This is a genomic window from Streptomyces sp. cf386 (assembly GCF_900103585.1).
Taxonomy (GTDB): domain Bacteria; phylum Actinomycetota; class Actinomycetes; order Streptomycetales; family Streptomycetaceae; genus Streptomyces.
Genome location: NZ_FNHV01000011.1, coordinates 79,717 through 94,954, shown reverse-complemented (window position 1 = coordinate 94,954; position 15,238 = coordinate 79,717). Strand labels below are relative to the sequence as shown.

Sequence of the window (15,238 nt, the reverse complement as noted above, 5' to 3'; positions counted from 1 at the left end):
GGATCGGACAAGTCAGATTCCTGTGCATGGAAATGGCGCGGAGGCGGGCGGAGGGAATGCGTCGAGATGGGCTCACCGGCCGGCAGGCAATTTCGCGGTGATGAAGCGAGCCACCTGGACCACCTTGTCGTCCGACACCGCGGCAGGCGTTGTCGAGGCGTTGGCGCGGGTCGCGAAGCTCAGTACCCAGGTGCGGGTTCCCGTGTTCCACACGACGAACGTGATCTGCTGGCGCGTCTGTACCTGATAGGCGGTTTCCCGGAGGGCCTGCTCGCCCAGGCCGCTCACCGTGTCGACCCGCATGTCACGCATTCCGGCCGGGGCCGGGTTCTTGCTCACGTCGTGGGCGGCGGACAGTTCGGTGTCGTAGGCGCGGGTGCCCGGGGTGAGGGACAGCATCGACGTTCCGTCAGCGGCGGCGTAACCGCAGACGTCCGGGGCTTCGCCCTTGTTGGGGCTGACCTGGGCCGTGGGCCGGGCGTCGGCGATGAGCTGCTTGGCGGCGTCCGCGGTAAGGGCGGTGCACAGCTGGGACGGTGGCGCCGTCTTCACCGAACCGGCGGCGCCCTTGTCGGCGACAGGGGCGGTGGTGCCACCGGCAGCCGTGGGCGTGGGTGTGGACTGGGCCGCGGTGCTGCAGGCGGTCAGCAGACCGAATGCGATCACGGCGGTCGAACCGGCGGCGACACGAGAGAAGCGACGCACCAACATAGGGATCAAGTCCTGTTTATAGGGTGAAATCGGGAAGTGCTCGACGAGCCGAAAAGGCACCCCGCCCCGGTCGGCGGGGTGCCTCGGCGGTCCGGTCACGACCGGACGCGGTCACGGCAGCTCAGGGGGTCCAGACGTTGTACGACCCGTAGTCGCTGACCTTCATGTTGGTCGTCCAGCTGCCCCAACGCTCGTTGGGGGACCAGGTGTACTGCCAGGCCTTGCCGTTCGGCCTGGTCGGGCTCACCAGGCAGGACTTCCCGGTGGAGTGGTAGATGCCCTGGTAGACGCCCTGTGTCCAGCGACGCTCCACGACCTGGATCGGCTGGGCCTTCTGCCCCGGCTTCAGGTTGGTCGTGAAGGTGAACGAGGTGGTGGTGGAGCCGTTGCGCCCGTACGAAGGGGTGAGGCTGGCGAGCTCGCTCAAGGCCTTGTTGAGAGGGCTGGGGACCTTGATGTTGAGGCCGGCCGACCACTGCCAGCCCGTCGTCTTCGACTCCTGCCAGGCGTAGGAGCAGCTGGGAACGTTCCAGGGGCACTGGAACGTGGGGCCCCGCCAGACCCAGTCCTGCCAGGTTTTGTTCGCCTGCTGCACGCCCACCGACCGCGTCTTGTCGGGAGTCGACCAGTTGCCGGCGATGTCACTCTGGGAACCGTCCGCGTTCTGCAGGCACACCGTGCTCGCCGCCGAGGCGACACCGGGGGATCCGAACACCACCAGCGGGGCCAGCCCCAGCGTCAGCAGCCCGATCCACTTGCTGCGGCGCGCGCCGCGGTGGGTCTTCATCGTTGATCCTTCTGCGTTCGGCGCCGTTCGGCCGAATCGCGTGAGCAGCTTCATGAACGTTCTCCTGGTCGTGCGCCAGTGGCGTGCGCCCGGCGTCTGACACCAGACGTTCGCGGCCGAGGAGTTGTTCGGACATCCGCCCCCTAGGGGCAATCAATTACTTGACGCGCATCTGATGCAGCGTTCACCCGCCCGTCACATGGCCCGTCGCGTCGGCTCAGGCCATGTCGGATCCGCTCCGAGCCGCTCTCTCCTGCCCGGCCCGTGCCGCTGTGTCGTACAGCACAGGGAACAGCCGCACGTGACCGTCGACCGTCATACGAATCGGCGTACTTAAGACGTCGGTACCGTGAACGGCTAGCATCCGCCGGTAGCTGCAAGCCAGGACGAAGCGCAGGACGAAGCGAGGGCGGGGCATGACGGAACCGAGGATCGCCGTCGCCGTGGTGACGATGGGCAACCGCCCCGCCGAGATCGACGCGCTGCTCGATTCCGTGGCCAAGCAGGACCTCGCCCCCGCCCGGATCGTCATCGTCGGCAACGGCTGCCCGCTCCCCGAGTTCGCCGAACGACTGGGCCTGCCCGGCGAGATCACGCCGATCGAGCTGGACGAGAACCTCGGCTGTCCCGGCGGACGCAACGCGGCCCTCGCCCGGCTGCGGGAGTTCGGGGACATCGACGTCGTGGTCGACCTGGACGACGACGGGCTCCTCGTCGAGGCCGACGTACTGCGCCGCGTACGCGACCTGTACGCCGCCGACGGCCAACTCGGCATCGTCGGCTTCCGCATCGCCGACGAGCACGGCGAGACACAGCAGCGGCACGTGCCCAGGGTCGGCAAGTCGGATCCGCTCAAGGGCGGATACGTCACCGGCTTCCTCGGCGGCGGGCATGCGCTGAGCATGGCGATGCTGGACGAAACCGGTGACTGGCCCGCCGAGTTCTTCTTCGCCCACGAGGAGACCGACCTGGCCTGGCGGGCCGCCGACGCCGGCTGGCGCATCCTCTACGCCCCCGAACTGCTCCTCCAGCACCCGAAGACCTCGCCCGCCCGGCACGCCATCTACTACCGCGTGAACGCCCGCAACCGTGTCTGGCTGACCCGCCGCCGACTCCCGCTCGCCCTCATCCCCGTCCACCTGGGCATCTGGACCCTGCTCACCCTCGCCCGCACCCGGTCGCGGGCCGGCCTGCGCGCCTGGTTCGGCGGCTTCCTGGAAGGCGTGCGGGACCCGGCGGGCGAACGACGGCCGATGCGGTGGCGCACGGTGTGGCGGCTCTGCCGACTGGGACGGCCGCCGGTCGTCTGACCAAGGGCATCGGCTGACGGGACGCGGGCCCCGGTCGGTCACCTCAGCCGACCAGGGCCCGCCTGCGTCCCCGGATCCGGCTGCGGCGGCACTCCCCCGAGTTTGCGTGTAGTACGCGCGCCGTCGGCCGGATCCGATGGGATGATCAGATTAAGCCATGTTGACCAAACGTCAATATCAAGCCAGAGGTGTTTTGTGACACGCGGTCATCACTTTGCGTCCGCATAACACTCCACCACCGCCGTCGTGAACGGAAACCGCACCGGCGTCTCCCCGAAGGTCAGCCGCCCCGCCAGCTCCGCCGCCTCACGGATCGCCGTCACGACCGTCGCCGCCTCCTCCTCGGGACAGTGCACGATCACCTCGTCGTGCTGGAAGAAGACCAGTTCCGCCGCCATGCCCGCGCAGGCCTGCCGCAGCGCGGCGAGCAGCAGCAGGGTCCAGTCGGCGGCGCTGCCCTGGACGACGAAGTTACGGGCGAAGCGGCCCCGCGCGCGGGCGTTGGTGGAGGCGTAACCCGGCACCCACTCCTGCGGCCCGGAACCGTCGCCCGACTCGGTCTGGGCCTCCGGGGTCGGGATCCCCGCCTCCTCGGCCGCGTCCTCCGACGCCCCGGCCGCCGGCGGACAGGTCCGCCCCAGCCACGTCCGCACGAGCCGCCCCTCCTCCCCGGCCCGCGCCGCCTCGTCGACGTACGCCACCGCTCTGGGGAAACGGCGTCTGAGCGCGGCGAGGTTCTTCAGCCCGTCGCCGGAGGTCTGTCCGTAGACGGCACCCAGCACGGCGAGCTTGGCCTGGTCGCGATCCCCGGAGAAGGCGCGGTCGGACACCGACTGGTAGAGGTCGGCCTCCCGCCCGGCCACCTCCATCAGCCCGGGGTCACGGGAGATCGCCGCCAGCACCCGCGGCTCCATCTGGTCGGCGTCGGCCACGACGAGCCGCCAGCCCGGGTCGGCGACCACCGCACGCCGGATGACCTTCGGAATCTGCAGCGCGCCCCCGCCGTTGGTCACCCACCGCCCGGTCACCGTCCCGCCCGCGAGGAACTCCGGCCGGAACCGCCCGTCGCGCACCCAGTCCTGCAGCCAGGACCAGCCGTGGGCCACCCAGATGCGGTACAGCTTCTTGTACTCGACCAGCGGCTTCACGGCCGGATGGTCGAGGGACTCGATCTCCCAGCGACGGGTCGATCTGATCCTGATCCCGGCCTGTGCGAAGGCCTTGATCACGTCGGCGGGCAGATCGGGCCGCACCCGGCGCCCGAACGCGGCCGACACCTCGTCCGCCAGCTCGGCCAGCCGCCGCGGCTCCCCGCCCCCGGCATACCGCTCACCCAACAGCTCATGCAGCACCCGGCGATGCACCTCGGCGCTCCACGGCAGCCCGGACCGGTTCATCTCGGCGGCGACGAGCATGCCCGCCGACTCGGCCGCCGTCAGCAGCCGCATCCGCTGTGGGTGCGCGGTCGCTTCATGCCGGCGCTGCTGGTCGGCGTACACCTCGACGAGGTCGGCGAGCGGCACATGGACCGCCTGCGGCTCGAAGAGCGGGGACTGCGAGCCGGGTTCGGCGGACCGCTGGGGCGGATCGGGCGGTACGGGGAGGTGACGCAGCCGGGCGAGGGCGGCAGCCGCGGATCTCGGTTCCCCGGACCGCCCCTCGTGGCCGAGCAGGAGCGTCTCGGCGTCCTCGATGTCGTAGCACCGCTCGACTCGCACCCCCGTGGCGAGCAGCCGCGGATAGACCTCGGCGGTGGACCGCCACACCCACCGCGCCACCTCGGGCCGCTCGCGCACGGCCTCGGCCGCGTCGGCGACCCACCGCACCGGCCCCGAGGGCAGCCCGTCCGGACCGAGGGGGGCGATCTCCACGCCACCGTCCTCGGCCGGAGCGAGCGCCCACCGGTCGGTCATGCAGCGAGTGTGGCACCAGGGTCTGACAACGCCCTCAGTCCTGCGCCCCGCCCGGCTCGCTCTGCTTCTCCTGCTTCCCTTGCTCGCCTTCCTCGCCGGCCTTCAGGAGCTGGGAGAGCAGTTCGACGACGTACTCCTCGATCGTCTGCTTGGTGAGGCCGAGGCCGGACAGGACGCCGGTGCCGTTCTCGAACTCCAGCAGGGCCAGCAGGATGTGCTCGGTGCCGATGTAGTTGTGGCCGAGGCGCAGGGCCTCGCGGAAGGTGAGCTCCAGGACCTTCTTGGCGTCGGAGCCGTAGGGGACGAGCTCGGGGACCTCCTCGGCGGCGGGCGGCAGCGCGGCGGTGGCGGCCTGGCGCACGGAGTCCAGGAGGATGCCCTGCGCCGTGATCGCCCTCGCGGCCAGGCCGTCCGGGTCGGCCAGCAGACCGAGGACCAGGTGCTCGGGGCGGCCCTCGGCGTTGCCCGCGGCGATGGTCTCGTTGTGGGCGGCCACGACGGCGTTGCGGGCACGCGGCGTGTAGCGGCCGAAGCCCTGCTGAGGGTCGATGTCGATGGACTCCTTGGGCACGAACCGCTTCTGCGCGGCCTGCCGAGTGACGCCCATGCTCCGGCCGATGTCGGTCCAGGAGGCACCCGATCGCCGGGCCTGGTCCACGAAGTGGCCGATCAGGTGGTCGGCCACCTCCCCGAGGTGATCGCCGGCGATCACCGCGTCCTGGAGCTGGTCGAGGGGCTCGTCGTGGACCTTCTTGATGGCCGCGATGAGTTCGTCGAGACGTACGGATGACGTGATGGTCGTGTTCGTCGACATGTGTCAACCGTAGGTTGACAGGGGAAGGGTGTCAACCCGCGGTTGACATCGCTTCGGCCGTCCGGCGAGACCGGACACCGCCCGCCCCATGGCACCATCGCCAGGTGAGCAGTACGAACAGTTCGAGCGGCACCCCCGGCACCCCCGACGCCGTCGACCGAGCCTTCCGGCACGCCCTCTACGCCGACGCCGACACGGCCCTCGACACCGGCGCCTCCCTCCTCGCCGCCGACCCGGCCGCGGACGCCGAACTCGCCCGGCGCGGACGGGAGTTCGTGGCAGCGGCTTGGCGCCGCGGCTGGCAGCCCGCCGACGTCGTACGGCTCGTGCGGCGCGACCTGGACGACAGCCACGTACGACTGCTCTCGGCGCTGATCCGCGCGCAGCAGCCGTACGACGGCCCCCGCGGCCCGCGCTGGAACGCCCAGCTCGACGACCTGCCCGCCGAGGCCCCGCCCCGCACGGACCGCTTCTCGCAGGCGACCGCCGTCCTGGAGCTGTACCGCCTCCTGCTGCGCCTGCCCGCGCTGGAGCCCGTGGACCAGGCGGCGGAGCCCGCCACCCGGGACGCCGCGCCCGAGTCCCGCATGCTCACGCGCGTCCGCGCGCTGCTGGCGAAGGCGGAGGCGACCGGCTTTCCCGAGGAGGCGGAGGCGCTCACCGCCAAGGCGCAGGAGCTGATGGCCCGGCACAGCATCGACGAGGCGCTGCTCGCGGGCAGCGGGCACGCTCGGAAGGACGCGCCCGGCGCCTGCCGGATCGGTGTGGAACCGCCGTACGAGCAGGCGAAGGCCGTCCTGCTGGACGCGGTGGCGACCGCCAACCACTGCCGTGCCGTGTGGAACGAACCCTTCGGCTTCAGCACGGTCATCGGATTCGAGGCCGACCTGGAGGCGGTCGAGCTCCTCTACACCTCGCTCCTCGTGCAGGCCCAGACCGCGATGGCCAAGGCGGAGGCGGCCCAGCGCGCGGGCGGCCGCAAACGCACCAAGACCTTCCGGCAGTCGTTCCTGGCGGCCTACGCCCACCGCATCGGCACCCACCTGACCGCCGCCGCGCGGACCCAGGTGACCCAGGACCTGCTCCCGGTCCTCGCCTCCCGAGAGGTCGCGGTCAGCGACCGTATGGACCGCATGTTCCCGGAGACGACCACGACCCGTCTGCGCGGCGTCACCGACGAGGCGGGCTGGGTGGAGGGCTCGGAGGCGGCCGACCGGGCCCGGACGAAGGCCCGCCGGCCGCTGCGCTGAGCCGGGTCAGGCTCTCAGTCGCCGGACTGCTGGAACCCGGTCACCGAGGCGTCCGGGGTCTGCCCGTCACTCTTCAGCGCGACGTCGCCGTACGACCACTTGAAGCTGTGTGTCTTGGCCGACCCGGGCAGACGGAGCTTCACCGACTTCACGGCGAGGCTCTTGGTGCCGCCGCCCTCGCCCTGGACGTAGGTGAGGGTGAAGGAGGTGGTGGCCTCCTTCGCGAGGGTCGTCTTCTTCGACGTGGCGGCGTCGTCCGGCGCGATGGTGGTCGCTTTGTCGCCCGCCTCGAACTCGACGCCGGGCAGCCCGTCCAGGGTGCACTTGGCGCCGCTGCGGTTGGTGACGGTGACGGGCACGTTGCCGGTGTCCCCGGCGGCGGGGGCCGCGTTGGCGGGCCCGAACTGCACGGCCAGTTTGTCGGCGCAGCCGGAACCGGCCTTGGTGTCCTGGCCGCCGGCAGCGTCTCCGCCGTCGTCGCAGGCGGTCAGGAGGAGGGCCGCGGCGAGGGCGGCGACGGTGAGAGAGGTGGCGCGCATGGAGTCCTTCAGGGGGAGTGACGTCGGTGATCGAGCGCAGTCACCGAATCAAACCTCACGATCCCAGACCGGCCGTGGGCAGCCCCGTCGGCAGCGAGCCGCCCTCCGCCTTGGTGTAGGTCTCGGCGCCGAGGCCGCCCTCCCACGTCACCTTCAGTGAGGTCTTGCCGACGGAGTCGACCATCCCGACGGCCCGGTCCTTGCTGCCGTCGCTGCACTTGAGGCGGATCATCCGCATCCCGTCCTCCTCACCGGCGGTCCCGCTGCACACGATCCCGCCGGTCGCGAAGAGCCCGGCCTCCTTGCCGGTGACCACCAGCGCGACGGCCTTGCCGTCGGTCGTGGCGAGCCAGCTGCCCTCCAGCCCACCGGCCGCGGACCCGGACCCTCCCGTACCGCCGCCGGTGTCGGCACTGGCGGAAGCGGAGGCACTGGGACCGGAGCCGTTCGTGGAGCCGGCGTCGGGAGTGGGGCCGGAGTCTGAGCCGCCGTCGCCGCTGCACGCGGTGAGGGCGAGCGCACCCGCCAGGGACGCGGCCAGGGCGGCGACCCGCATCCACCGGCCCGACATCGTGCGCGTACGCGAGAAAGTCGCCGAGGTCACTGGGTGCTCCCAAGATGTAGCGGTCGGCATACGGCCGATTCGGCCGACCTGGCCGAAACAACCGGTCCGGCAGCAAGTTACCAGGGAGTCCTGTCCGGGCCCCAGGACCCGCCCGACCTACCAGGACGCCTTGCGCACCCCCGGCAGATACCCGGCGTGCGCCTGCCCCCGCAGGCTCACCCGGGACAGTCCGAAGGCCCGGAAGTAGCCACGCGGCCGCCCGTCCACCTGGTCGCGGTTGCGCACGCGCGTGGCGCTCGCGTCCCGCGGCTGCCTGCGCAACTCGCGCTGGGCGGCCAGCCGTTCGGCGTCGCTGGACGACGGCCGCCGGATGATCTCCTTCAGCTCGGCCCGCCGCGCGGCGTACCGGGCGACGACCTCCTGGCGCTGCTCGTTCTTCGCGATCTTGCTCTTCTTGGCCATCAGACCTTCACTCCCCGGGCGCGAATACGGGCGACGGCGGCCTCGACGCCGATGACGTCGACGGTCTTGATCCCCTTGGTGCTGAGCCGCAGCCGCACATGCCGGCCCTCACTCGGCAGCCAGTAGCGCTTGGTCTGGATGTTGGGGTCGAAGCGGCGGGAGGTCCGCCGGTGCGAGTGGGAAATGGTGTTGCCGAAGCCCGGCTGGGCGCCGGTCAGCATGCAGTGGGCGGACACGGTGACGAACCTCTCCTCAAGCTCTGCTGTTAATGGAATTCATTTTCAGTAAGATACCAGCATGGCACGCAACGAACTCCGTCCGGTCATCAAGCTCCGGTCCACCGCCGGCACCGGCTACACCTACGTGACCCGCAAGAACCGCCGCAACGACCCGGACCGCATGACCCTGCGCAAGTACGACCCGGTCGCCGGCCGCCACGTCGACTTCCGAGAGGAGCGCTGAGCACCGCCATGCGCAACGGAATCCACCCCTCCTACGGCCCCGTCGTCTTCCGCGACCGGGCCGCGAACCACGCCTTCCTCACCCGCTCGACGATGACCAGCGAGAAGACGATCGAGTGGGAGGACGGCAACACCTACCCCGTCGTCGACGTCGAGATCTCCAACGTCAGCCACCCCTTCTACACGGGCACGGCCCGCGTCCTGGACACGGCCGGCCGAGTGGAGCGCTTCGAGCGCCGCTACGGGAAGCAGGGCTGACGAAGTGTCCGAGATGCCCGGGCTCTCCGTCGTGATCGTCGGCGGACTGCACGCCGACGCCCGCAAGGCGACCGTGGAGCGGCTGCTCGCCGACGTCCCCGACAGCGTCGTACTCCACCACGACCTGGCGACGGCCGCGGCCGGCACGGTCGTCCGCACGATCCGCGACGCCGCCGGCCTGGTGAGCGCCGGCGAGGCGCCGCTCGTCAACGACTGCGCCTGCTGCGCGCTGCGCGAGGACCTGGTGCCGGAACTTCTCCGGATCCGGGACGCGGGCGGCACCCGTATGGCGATCGTCGAACTCTGGGACTCGGTGGAACCCAAGGCGATGGCCGAGGTGGTCACGGCCGGCGGGCTCCAGGTCACCGGCGTGATCACCGCCGTGGACCCCGCCCTCGTCCTGCCCTACCTGGGCAACGGCGACGACCTGGCCGAGCGCGGCCTGGCAGCCGCGGCGACGGACCAGCGCACGGTCGCCGACACCTTCGCGCGCCAGCTGGAGTACGCCCCCGTCCTGGCCGTCGCCGACTCCCCGGAGGCCGACGACGAGGACCGCGAGCTGCTGGCCCAGCTCCACCCGACGGCCCGCCAGGTCCCGATCGCCGGGGCCGCCCCCGCACCCAGTCCCTCCGCGGACGGCCTGACGGTGCCGGCCCCGCGCCGCCGCCCCCTCACCCCCCTCTCCCAGGCAGCGCTGGCCGGCTTCGACATCGAGTCGGCCGCCGCCGCCCAGCACCCGGCGTGCGCCCTGCTCCCCGCCGAGGCGGACGCGCACGGCATCTCGACCCTCGTCTGGCACCGGCGCCGCCCCTTCCATCCGGAGCGGCTGTACGAGGCGCTGGAGGACATCACCTGCGCGGCGGCCCGCAGCAGGGGCCGCTTCTGGCTCGCCGACAAACCGGACGTCCTGCTGCACTGGGACGCGGCAGGAGGCGCCCTGTGCGTGGAGAGCGCGGGCCCCTGGCTCGCCTCGCTCCCGGACGCGGCCTGGGACATGGTCCCGCCGGTGCGCCGGGCCGCCGCCGCGCTGGACTGGCACCCCGAGCACGGCGACTGCTGCCAGCACCTGGTCTTCACGTCCCCCGGCCTGGACCGCGACGGCCTCGCCGACCTCCTGGAGTCCTGCCTGCTCACCGACGCCGAGTACGCCGCCGGGCGCGACGCCTGGAAGCAGCTCCCGCCCGCCTTCGACACCCTCCTGGAGGTCTGACCCCATGCCCCGCAACCTCGACCGCAAGCCGGCCAAGCCCCGCCCCAACCCCCTGGACCAGGCCAAGATCACCTACATCGACTACAAGGACACCGATCTCCTCCGAAAGTTCATCTCCGACCGCGGCAAGATCCGCAGCCGCCGAGTCACCCGAGTGACGGTCCAGCAGCAACGCCGACTGGCCAAGGCCATCAAGAACGCCCGAGAGATGGCCCTCCTGCCGTACGCCGCCCGCTGAGGCCCGGCCGGGTTGCGGAGGGGCGTGGGAATGGTGCGCTCCACGCCCGGCCCAACTTCAGCAACCGGAACGCCACTTGGAGTTTGGAACAACAACGCCGCGGAACGCGTCTCTTCCTAGTGCACGGGGGATTCGATCCGGACGTGCTGGAACGCATCGAGGGCCGCGTACGTCACAGGAGTAACCGCAGGACCACCCCGCGTGCACGTGCATCTGCTCATGCAGGTGCACGTGAAACAGAGCTATGATCCGGGAGCAGTTGACCGCTGCAACACCAGCTGCGCGGCCCAGCTGCACCACCTCTCGCATCAATGGCCTCGAAGCCACCGCACCACCGGGGAGCGACCTGTGGACCACGACGTGTACAACGGCATGGCAGCCACGGCTCTGACCGGGGTGGCCTGGCAGAAGAGCAGGCACAGCAACTCCCAGGGCTCCTGCGTGGAGTTCGCCCGACTTCCCGGCGGCGAAGTTGCCGTACGCAACTCCCGCTTCCCGGACGGCCCCGCCCTCGTCTACACCCGCGCCGAGATAGAGGCCATGCTCCTGGGCATCAAGGACGGCGAGTTCGACCACCTGGTCGTGGGCTGACGCGTCCCACGCGAAACCGGCGTACAACTCAGGGCAATCGGCGCGTCTCGCTCAGTAACGCGCGTAGAACTGCGGCGCCATCGAGTGCCGCAGTTCATCGTTCCGCCGGACCCGCCGATCCCGCCTGCGCGGTCTGCCCCGGCTGTATCCGGAACAGCGCCCAGACCACCTTCCCGCTCAGCGTTCCCGCGAGCGGATGCCAACCCCACCCGTCACTGAAGGAGTCGACAAGGAACAGACCCCGCCCGGACTCCGCCGAGAAGTCGTCGGAGTCGCGCGCGACCGGGCTGTCGTGACTGGGATCGCGCACCGCGCACACCAGCCGCTCGGTCCACCGCATCAGATGCAGCCGCACGGGCGGCGTCTGCTCGGGTATGCGCTGGACGCCCGCCGGCAGCGCGTGCCGCAGCGCGTTGGTCACCAACTCCGAGACCACGAGACAGACATCGTCGAAGCGATATCCCAGTTCCCACTGGTCAAGGGTGCGCCGGGTGAACTTCCGCGCCTCACGCACCGCTTCGTAGCGGGCGGGCAGTGCACAGGAGGCGGCGTTGGACACGGCTGCCGGATCCAGCGGCGGAAGGCCCTGCCGTAACGGCTCGAGCATGGTCGATCCATTCGTCCCCATGCGAGGCACTCCCGGGTATTCGCGGTCGTTGCGATGCAGCGGTTGCGCGGGACCATGGTTTCGGATGCGCAGAGCAGATGCAAGGGCAGATGCACGTGCACGTGACCGAATTGGACGCTCCCGTACCGCTTGTTGGCCATTTTTTCCGCCAACTTCTGTGCCTCTTCTTGTCTTCTCCTCACTCCTTCATGAGAGGAATCCTTGTCTTCTTTCCGTCTCTGTAATCGGACGAGTACTGCTCGAAGTGATTTAGTGGCAGACTGCGGGCCCTGAAGACGGTTGGGGAGGCTGGCGAACGTGAGCGCGGGAGAGCCCGGATCGGTGGTGCGGCGCATGCTGCTCGGCTCGCAACTGAGGCGACTGCGGGAAGCACGCGGGATCACGCGCGAGGCGGCGGGTTACTCGATCCGTGCCTCCGAGTCGAAGATCAGCCGGATGGAGTTGGGCCGGGTGAGCTTCAAGACGCGGGACGTCGAGGACCTGCTGACGCTGTACGGCATCACGGACGAGGCGGAGCGCAACTCGCTCCTGTCCCTCGCGCGCGAGGCCAACGTCGCCGGCTGGTGGCACAGTTACTCGGACGTCCTGCCGAGCTGGTTCCCCACCTATGTCGGCCTGGAGGGCGCGGCCAGCCTCATCCGGGCGTACGAAGTGCAGTTCGTGCACGGCCTGCTCCAGACCGAGGACTACGCCCGCGCGGTCGTGCGGCGCGGTATGAAGGGCGCGAGCGAGGCGGACGTCGAGCGGCGTGTGGCGCTGCGCCTGGAGCGGCAGAAGTACCTCGTTGCCGAGGATGCCCCCGAGTACCACATCGTCCTGGACGAGGCCGCCCTGCGCCGCCCGTACGGCGACCGTGAGGTGATGCGCGGTCAGCTGCAGCACCTGATCGAGATCTCCGAGCATCCGAACGTGCGGCTGCAGGTCATGCCGTTCGGCTTCGGCGGCCACTCCGGCGAGTCCGGCGCCTTCACGATCCTCAGCTTCCCGGAGTCCGACCTGTCGGACGTCGTCTATCTGGAGCAGCTCACCAGCGCGCTCTACCTCGACAAGCACGAGGATGTCACCCAGTACGAGCGGGCGCTGAAGGAGCTTCAGCAGGACAGTCCGGGGCTGGACGAGAGCCGGGATCTTCTTCGGGGACTCCTTCAACTCTCTTGAAACACAAGTACGATGACGTGTGATCAGACCGTGAAGACGATCATGGTGGGCGATCGTGATGACGGTCAAGTCGATCGGATCAAGTCGAGCGGGTGTCCGCTAGGGATTGAGGGATCACATGTCGTCCTACTTCACCGACCTGGCTCAGCAGTACATCGACGGTGAGTGGCGCCCGGGCACAGGTTCCTGGGACATCATCGACTTCAACCCGTACGACGGTGAGAAGCTCGCGTCGATCACCATAGCCACGGCCGACGAGGTGGATCAGGCGTACCAGGCGGCCGCCCGCGCCCAGAAGCAGTGGGCCGCGACCAACCCGTACGCCCGTCGCGGCGTCTTCGAGAAGGCGCTGCGCCTGATCGAGGACCGCGAGCAGGAGATCACCGACGTGATCATCGCCGAGCTCGGCGGCACCCGGCTGAAGGCGGCCTTCGAACTCCACCTCGCCAAGGAGTTCCTGCGCGAGGCGGTGCACCTGGCCCTGCGCCCCGAAGGCAAGATCATCCCGTCGCCGACGGACGGCAAGGAGAACCGCGTCTACCGCGTCCCGGTCGGCGTCGTGGGCGTCATCAGCCCCTTCAACTTTCCCTTCCTCCTCTCCCTCAAGTCGGTCGCCCCGGCGCTCGCGCTCGGCAACGGCGTGGTCCTCAAGCCGCACCAGAACACGCCGATCTGCGGTGGCTCCCTGGTGGCGAAGATCTTCGAGGACGCGGGGCTGCCGGCCGGCCTGCTGAACGTCGTGATCACCGACATCGCGGAGATCGGCGACGCCTTCATCGAGCACCCGATTCCGAAGGTCATCTCCTTCACCGGCTCCGACAAGGTCGGCCGCCACGTCGCCACCGTCTGCGCCTCGCACTTCAAGCACGCGGTCCTCGAACTCGGCGGCAACAGCGCGCTGGTGGTGCTCGACGACGCCGACATCGACTACGCGGTCGACGCGGCGGTCTTCAGCCGCTACGTCCACCAGGGCCAGGTCTGCATGGCCGCGAACCGCGTCCTCGTGGACCGCTCGATCGCGGAGGAGTTCACCGGCAAGTTCGTCGCCAAGGTGAAGACCCTCAAGGCCGGCGACCCGCGCGACCCCGAGACCGTCATCGGCCCGGTCATCAACTCCTCCCAGGCGGACGCGCTCTCGGCCGCCGTCGAGCAGGCGATCGCCGAGGGCGCGACGGCCCTGGTGCACGGCACGACGACGGACAACCTCGTCGAGCCCTCCGTCCTCACCGGCCTCCCGGCCGACTCGCCCCTGCTGAAGCAGGAGGTCTTCGGCCCGGTCGCCTTCCTCATCCCCTTCGACGGCGAGGAGGAGGCCGTACGTCTGGTCAACGACACCCCGTACGGCCTGAGCGGAGCCGTCCACACCGGGAACATCGAGCGGGGCGTCTCCTTCGCCAAGCAGATCGACACCGGCATGTTCCACGTCAACGACGGCACGGTCCACGACGAGCCGATCGTCCCCTTCGGCGGCGAGAAGCACTCCGGCCTCGGCCGCCTGAACGGCGAGACGATGCTGGACGCGTTCACGACGATCAAGTGGATCTCGGTGCAGCACGGGCGCAGCGGCTTCCCGTTCTGAGCCGACCGGTTTCGACGCGGGTCTGCAGGGCGCTTCCCGGGGCTGATCTCGGCTCCGGGGCGCCCCGGCTCTAACCTGGACCGCATGTCAGCGATCCGTCTCCTCGTGCTCGGCGCCGTCCGGCAGCACGGGCGGGCCCATGGGTATCAGGTGCGCAACGACCTGGAGTACTGGGGCGCGCACGAGTGGTCCAACGCCAAGCCCGGCTCGATCTACCACGCCCTGAAGCAGATGGCGAAGCAGGGCCTGCTGCACGCCCACGAGATCGCGCCGTCCACGGCCGGCGGGCCGCCGCGCACGGAGTACGAGATCACCGAGAAGGGCGTCGAGGAGTACCTCGGGCTGGTGCGGCAGTACCTCACGTCCTACGACCAGCGGCCGGACGTGCTCACCGCCGCCCTCGGCTTCATGGTCGACCTGGACCGCGAGGAGGCCCTCGCCCTCCTTGAGGAGCGGGTGCGCAGCATCGAGGAGTGGCGCAAGGCCGTCACCGACTACTACACGCCCGAGGAGGGCCCCGGCCAGTTCGGCCACATCGGCGAGATCATGAACTTCTGGGTGCACTCCGCCGACACCGGTGCCGAGTGGACCCGCGGTCTCATCGAACGCATCAGGGGCGGCGCCTACACCTTCGCCGGAGAGGGCGACCCGTTCGTCGGCGTCCTCGCCGAGGACCAGGAGAACCCGTACGCGACCGGGGAGCGGCACCCCGGGGACGACGGCTAGATCCGCTAATCAAGTTTGACCAATCGAGATCGGGGCAC

At 70.1% G+C, this 15,238-nt stretch carries 19 protein-coding genes; 10 read left to right on the top strand and 9 right to left on the bottom strand.

What is annotated here, in order from left to right; genetic code table 11:
* Positions 1-72: 72 nt before the first annotated feature.
* Both BLU79_RS27365 and BLU79_RS27360 read right to left on the bottom strand, forming a co-directional pair.
* Complete coding sequence (locus BLU79_RS27365; protein ID WP_256333489.1) at positions 73-666, bottom strand: hypothetical protein; 594 nt, start codon at positions 664-666, stop codon at positions 73-75.
* A gap of 166 nt (positions 667-832) precedes the next feature.
* Complete coding sequence (locus BLU79_RS27360; RefSeq protein ID WP_256333488.1) at positions 833-1,498, bottom strand: hypothetical protein; 666 nt, start codon at positions 1,496-1,498, stop codon at positions 833-835.
* A gap of 416 nt (positions 1,499-1,914) precedes the next feature.
* On the opposite strand from BLU79_RS27360, the gene BLU79_RS27355 reads away from it, so the two are divergent.
* On the top strand, positions 1,915-2,808 hold the full coding sequence (locus tag BLU79_RS27355; protein ID WP_093908583.1) for a glycosyltransferase family 2 protein: 894 nt from the start codon (positions 1,915-1,917) through the stop codon (positions 2,806-2,808).
* A 209-nt stretch (positions 2,809-3,017) separates the two neighbouring features.
* Here the strand turns inward: BLU79_RS27355 and BLU79_RS27350 are convergent, their stop codons facing one another.
* Complete coding sequence (locus BLU79_RS27350; protein WP_093908582.1) at positions 3,018-4,721, bottom strand: bifunctional 3'-5' exonuclease/DNA polymerase; 1,704 nt, start codon at positions 4,719-4,721, stop codon at positions 3,018-3,020.
* A gap of 34 nt (positions 4,722-4,755) precedes the next feature.
* On the bottom strand, positions 4,756-5,535 hold the full coding sequence (locus BLU79_RS27345; protein ID WP_093908581.1) for a Clp protease N-terminal domain-containing protein: 780 nt from the start codon (positions 5,533-5,535) through the stop codon (positions 4,756-4,758).
* A gap of 104 nt (positions 5,536-5,639) precedes the next feature.
* Between BLU79_RS27345 and BLU79_RS27340 the strand changes: the two genes are divergently transcribed.
* Positions 5,640-6,785 carry a DUF2786 domain-containing protein gene (locus BLU79_RS27340; protein WP_093908580.1) on the top strand — a complete coding sequence of 382 codons (1,146 nt, stop codon included), beginning with the start codon at positions 5,640-5,642 and terminating at the stop codon, positions 6,783-6,785.
* A gap of 14 nt (positions 6,786-6,799) precedes the next feature.
* Here BLU79_RS27340 and BLU79_RS27335 read toward each other — a convergent pair whose 3' ends face one another.
* The 4 genes from BLU79_RS27335 to rpmB form a co-directional block, all read right to left on the bottom strand.
* A complete protein-coding gene (locus tag BLU79_RS27335) occupies positions 6,800-7,324 on the bottom strand; it encodes a DUF4232 domain-containing protein (protein ID WP_093908579.1) in 525 nt (174 codons plus the stop codon).
* A 55-nt stretch (positions 7,325-7,379) separates the two neighbouring features.
* The gene (locus BLU79_RS27330; protein WP_093908786.1) at positions 7,380-7,880 is read right to left on the bottom strand and encodes a hypothetical protein; all 501 of its coding nucleotides are present in this window, start codon (positions 7,878-7,880) and stop codon (positions 7,380-7,382) included.
* Positions 7,881-8,045: 165 nt separating this feature from the next.
* Positions 8,046-8,351, bottom strand: coding sequence for a 30S ribosomal protein S14 (gene rpsN, locus BLU79_RS27325; RefSeq protein WP_093908578.1), 306 nt, complete (start codon positions 8,349-8,351; stop codon positions 8,046-8,048).
* Complete coding sequence (rpmB, locus tag BLU79_RS27320; protein ID WP_093908577.1) at positions 8,351-8,587, bottom strand: 50S ribosomal protein L28; 237 nt, start codon at positions 8,585-8,587, stop codon at positions 8,351-8,353. The genes rpsN and rpmB overlap by 1 nt, the downstream gene beginning before the upstream one ends.
* 61 nt (positions 8,588-8,648) lie before the next feature.
* Here rpmB and rpmG point away from each other — a divergent pair, with 61 nt between their 5' ends.
* From rpmG to BLU79_RS27295, 5 genes are all read left to right on the top strand, one after another.
* Positions 8,649-8,813 carry a 50S ribosomal protein L33 gene (gene rpmG / locus BLU79_RS27315; protein WP_030573688.1) on the top strand — a complete coding sequence of 55 codons (165 nt, stop codon included), beginning with the start codon at positions 8,649-8,651 and terminating at the stop codon, positions 8,811-8,813.
* A gap of 8 nt (positions 8,814-8,821) precedes the next feature.
* A complete protein-coding gene (locus BLU79_RS27310) occupies positions 8,822-9,070 on the top strand; it encodes a type B 50S ribosomal protein L31 (protein ID WP_093908576.1) in 249 nt (82 codons plus the stop codon).
* Between the two features lie 13 nt (positions 9,071-9,083).
* Positions 9,084-10,280, top strand: coding sequence for a CobW family GTP-binding protein (locus tag BLU79_RS27305; protein WP_093908785.1), 1,197 nt, complete (start codon positions 9,084-9,086; stop codon positions 10,278-10,280).
* 4 nt (positions 10,281-10,284) lie between these two features.
* Positions 10,285-10,518, top strand: a complete 234-nt coding sequence (gene rpsR, locus BLU79_RS27300; RefSeq protein WP_093908575.1) for a 30S ribosomal protein S18 — start codon at positions 10,285-10,287, stop codon at positions 10,516-10,518.
* Positions 10,519-10,890: 372 nt separating this feature from the next.
* The gene (locus tag BLU79_RS27295) at positions 10,891-11,109 is read left to right on the top strand and encodes a DUF397 domain-containing protein (protein ID WP_093908784.1); all 219 of its coding nucleotides are present in this window, start codon (positions 10,891-10,893) and stop codon (positions 11,107-11,109) included.
* 94 nt (positions 11,110-11,203) lie between these two features.
* On the opposite strand, the gene BLU79_RS27290 is transcribed toward BLU79_RS27295, so the two are convergent.
* On the bottom strand, positions 11,204-11,737 hold the full coding sequence (locus tag BLU79_RS27290) for an ATP-binding protein (protein ID WP_177001193.1): 534 nt from the start codon (positions 11,735-11,737) through the stop codon (positions 11,204-11,206).
* Between the two features lie 333 nt (positions 11,738-12,070).
* On the opposite strand from BLU79_RS27290, the gene BLU79_RS27285 reads away from it, so the two are divergent.
* The 3 genes from BLU79_RS27285 (at position 12,071) to BLU79_RS27275 (ending at position 15,200) form a co-directional block, all read left to right on the top strand.
* On the top strand, positions 12,071-12,895 hold the full coding sequence (locus BLU79_RS27285) for a helix-turn-helix domain-containing protein (RefSeq protein ID WP_093908783.1): 825 nt from the start codon (positions 12,071-12,073) through the stop codon (positions 12,893-12,895).
* 118 nt (positions 12,896-13,013) lie between these two features.
* Positions 13,014-14,474, top strand: a complete 1,461-nt coding sequence (locus BLU79_RS27280; protein ID WP_093908573.1) for an aldehyde dehydrogenase family protein — start codon at positions 13,014-13,016, stop codon at positions 14,472-14,474.
* 84 nt (positions 14,475-14,558) lie between these two features.
* The gene (locus BLU79_RS27275; RefSeq protein WP_093908572.1) at positions 14,559-15,200 is read left to right on the top strand and encodes a PadR family transcriptional regulator; all 642 of its coding nucleotides are present in this window, start codon (positions 14,559-14,561) and stop codon (positions 15,198-15,200) included.
* Positions 15,201-15,238 lie beyond the last annotated feature (38 nt).

Excerpts from the sequence above, each read along its gene's own strand:
- rpmG (WP_030573688.1), top strand. The coding sequence starts at position 8,649 with ATGGCACGCAACGAACTCCGTCCGGTCATCAAGCTCCGGTCCACCGCC.
- BLU79_RS27275 (WP_093908572.1), top strand. The coding sequence starts at position 14,559 with ATGTCAGCGATCCGTCTCCTCGTGCTCGGCGCCGTCCGGCAGCACGGG.
- BLU79_RS27285 (WP_093908783.1), top strand. The coding sequence starts at position 12,071 with ATGCTGCTCGGCTCGCAACTGAGGCGACTGCGGGAAGCACGCGGGATC.
- BLU79_RS27310 (WP_093908576.1), top strand. The coding sequence starts at position 8,822 with ATGCGCAACGGAATCCACCCCTCCTACGGCCCCGTCGTCTTCCGCGAC.
- BLU79_RS27355 (WP_093908583.1), top strand. The coding sequence starts at position 1,915 with ATGACGGAACCGAGGATCGCCGTCGCCGTGGTGACGATGGGCAACCGC.
- BLU79_RS27330 (WP_093908786.1), bottom strand. The coding sequence starts at position 7,880 with ATGCGGGTCGCCGCCCTGGCCGCGTCCCTGGCGGGTGCGCTCGCCCTC.
- BLU79_RS27305 (WP_093908785.1), top strand. The coding sequence starts at position 9,084 with ATGCCCGGGCTCTCCGTCGTGATCGTCGGCGGACTGCACGCCGACGCC.
- BLU79_RS27280 (WP_093908573.1), top strand. The coding sequence starts at position 13,014 with ATGTCGTCCTACTTCACCGACCTGGCTCAGCAGTACATCGACGGTGAG.
- BLU79_RS27360 (WP_256333488.1), bottom strand. The coding sequence starts at position 1,498 with ATGAAGACCCACCGCGGCGCGCGCCGCAGCAAGTGGATCGGGCTGCTG.
- BLU79_RS27350 (WP_093908582.1), bottom strand. The coding sequence starts at position 4,721 with ATGACCGACCGGTGGGCGCTCGCTCCGGCCGAGGACGGTGGCGTGGAG.
- rpsR (WP_093908575.1), top strand. The coding sequence starts at position 10,285 with ATGCCCCGCAACCTCGACCGCAAGCCGGCCAAGCCCCGCCCCAACCCC.
- BLU79_RS27345 (WP_093908581.1), bottom strand. The coding sequence starts at position 5,535 with ATGTCGACGAACACGACCATCACGTCATCCGTACGTCTCGACGAACTC.
- BLU79_RS27290 (WP_177001193.1), bottom strand. The coding sequence starts at position 11,737 with ATGGGGACGAATGGATCGACCATGCTCGAGCCGTTACGGCAGGGCCTT.
- BLU79_RS27335 (WP_093908579.1), bottom strand. The coding sequence starts at position 7,324 with ATGCGCGCCACCTCTCTCACCGTCGCCGCCCTCGCCGCGGCCCTCCTC.
- BLU79_RS27295 (WP_093908784.1), top strand. The coding sequence starts at position 10,891 with ATGGCAGCCACGGCTCTGACCGGGGTGGCCTGGCAGAAGAGCAGGCAC.
- rpsN (WP_093908578.1), bottom strand. The coding sequence starts at position 8,351 with ATGGCCAAGAAGAGCAAGATCGCGAAGAACGAGCAGCGCCAGGAGGTC.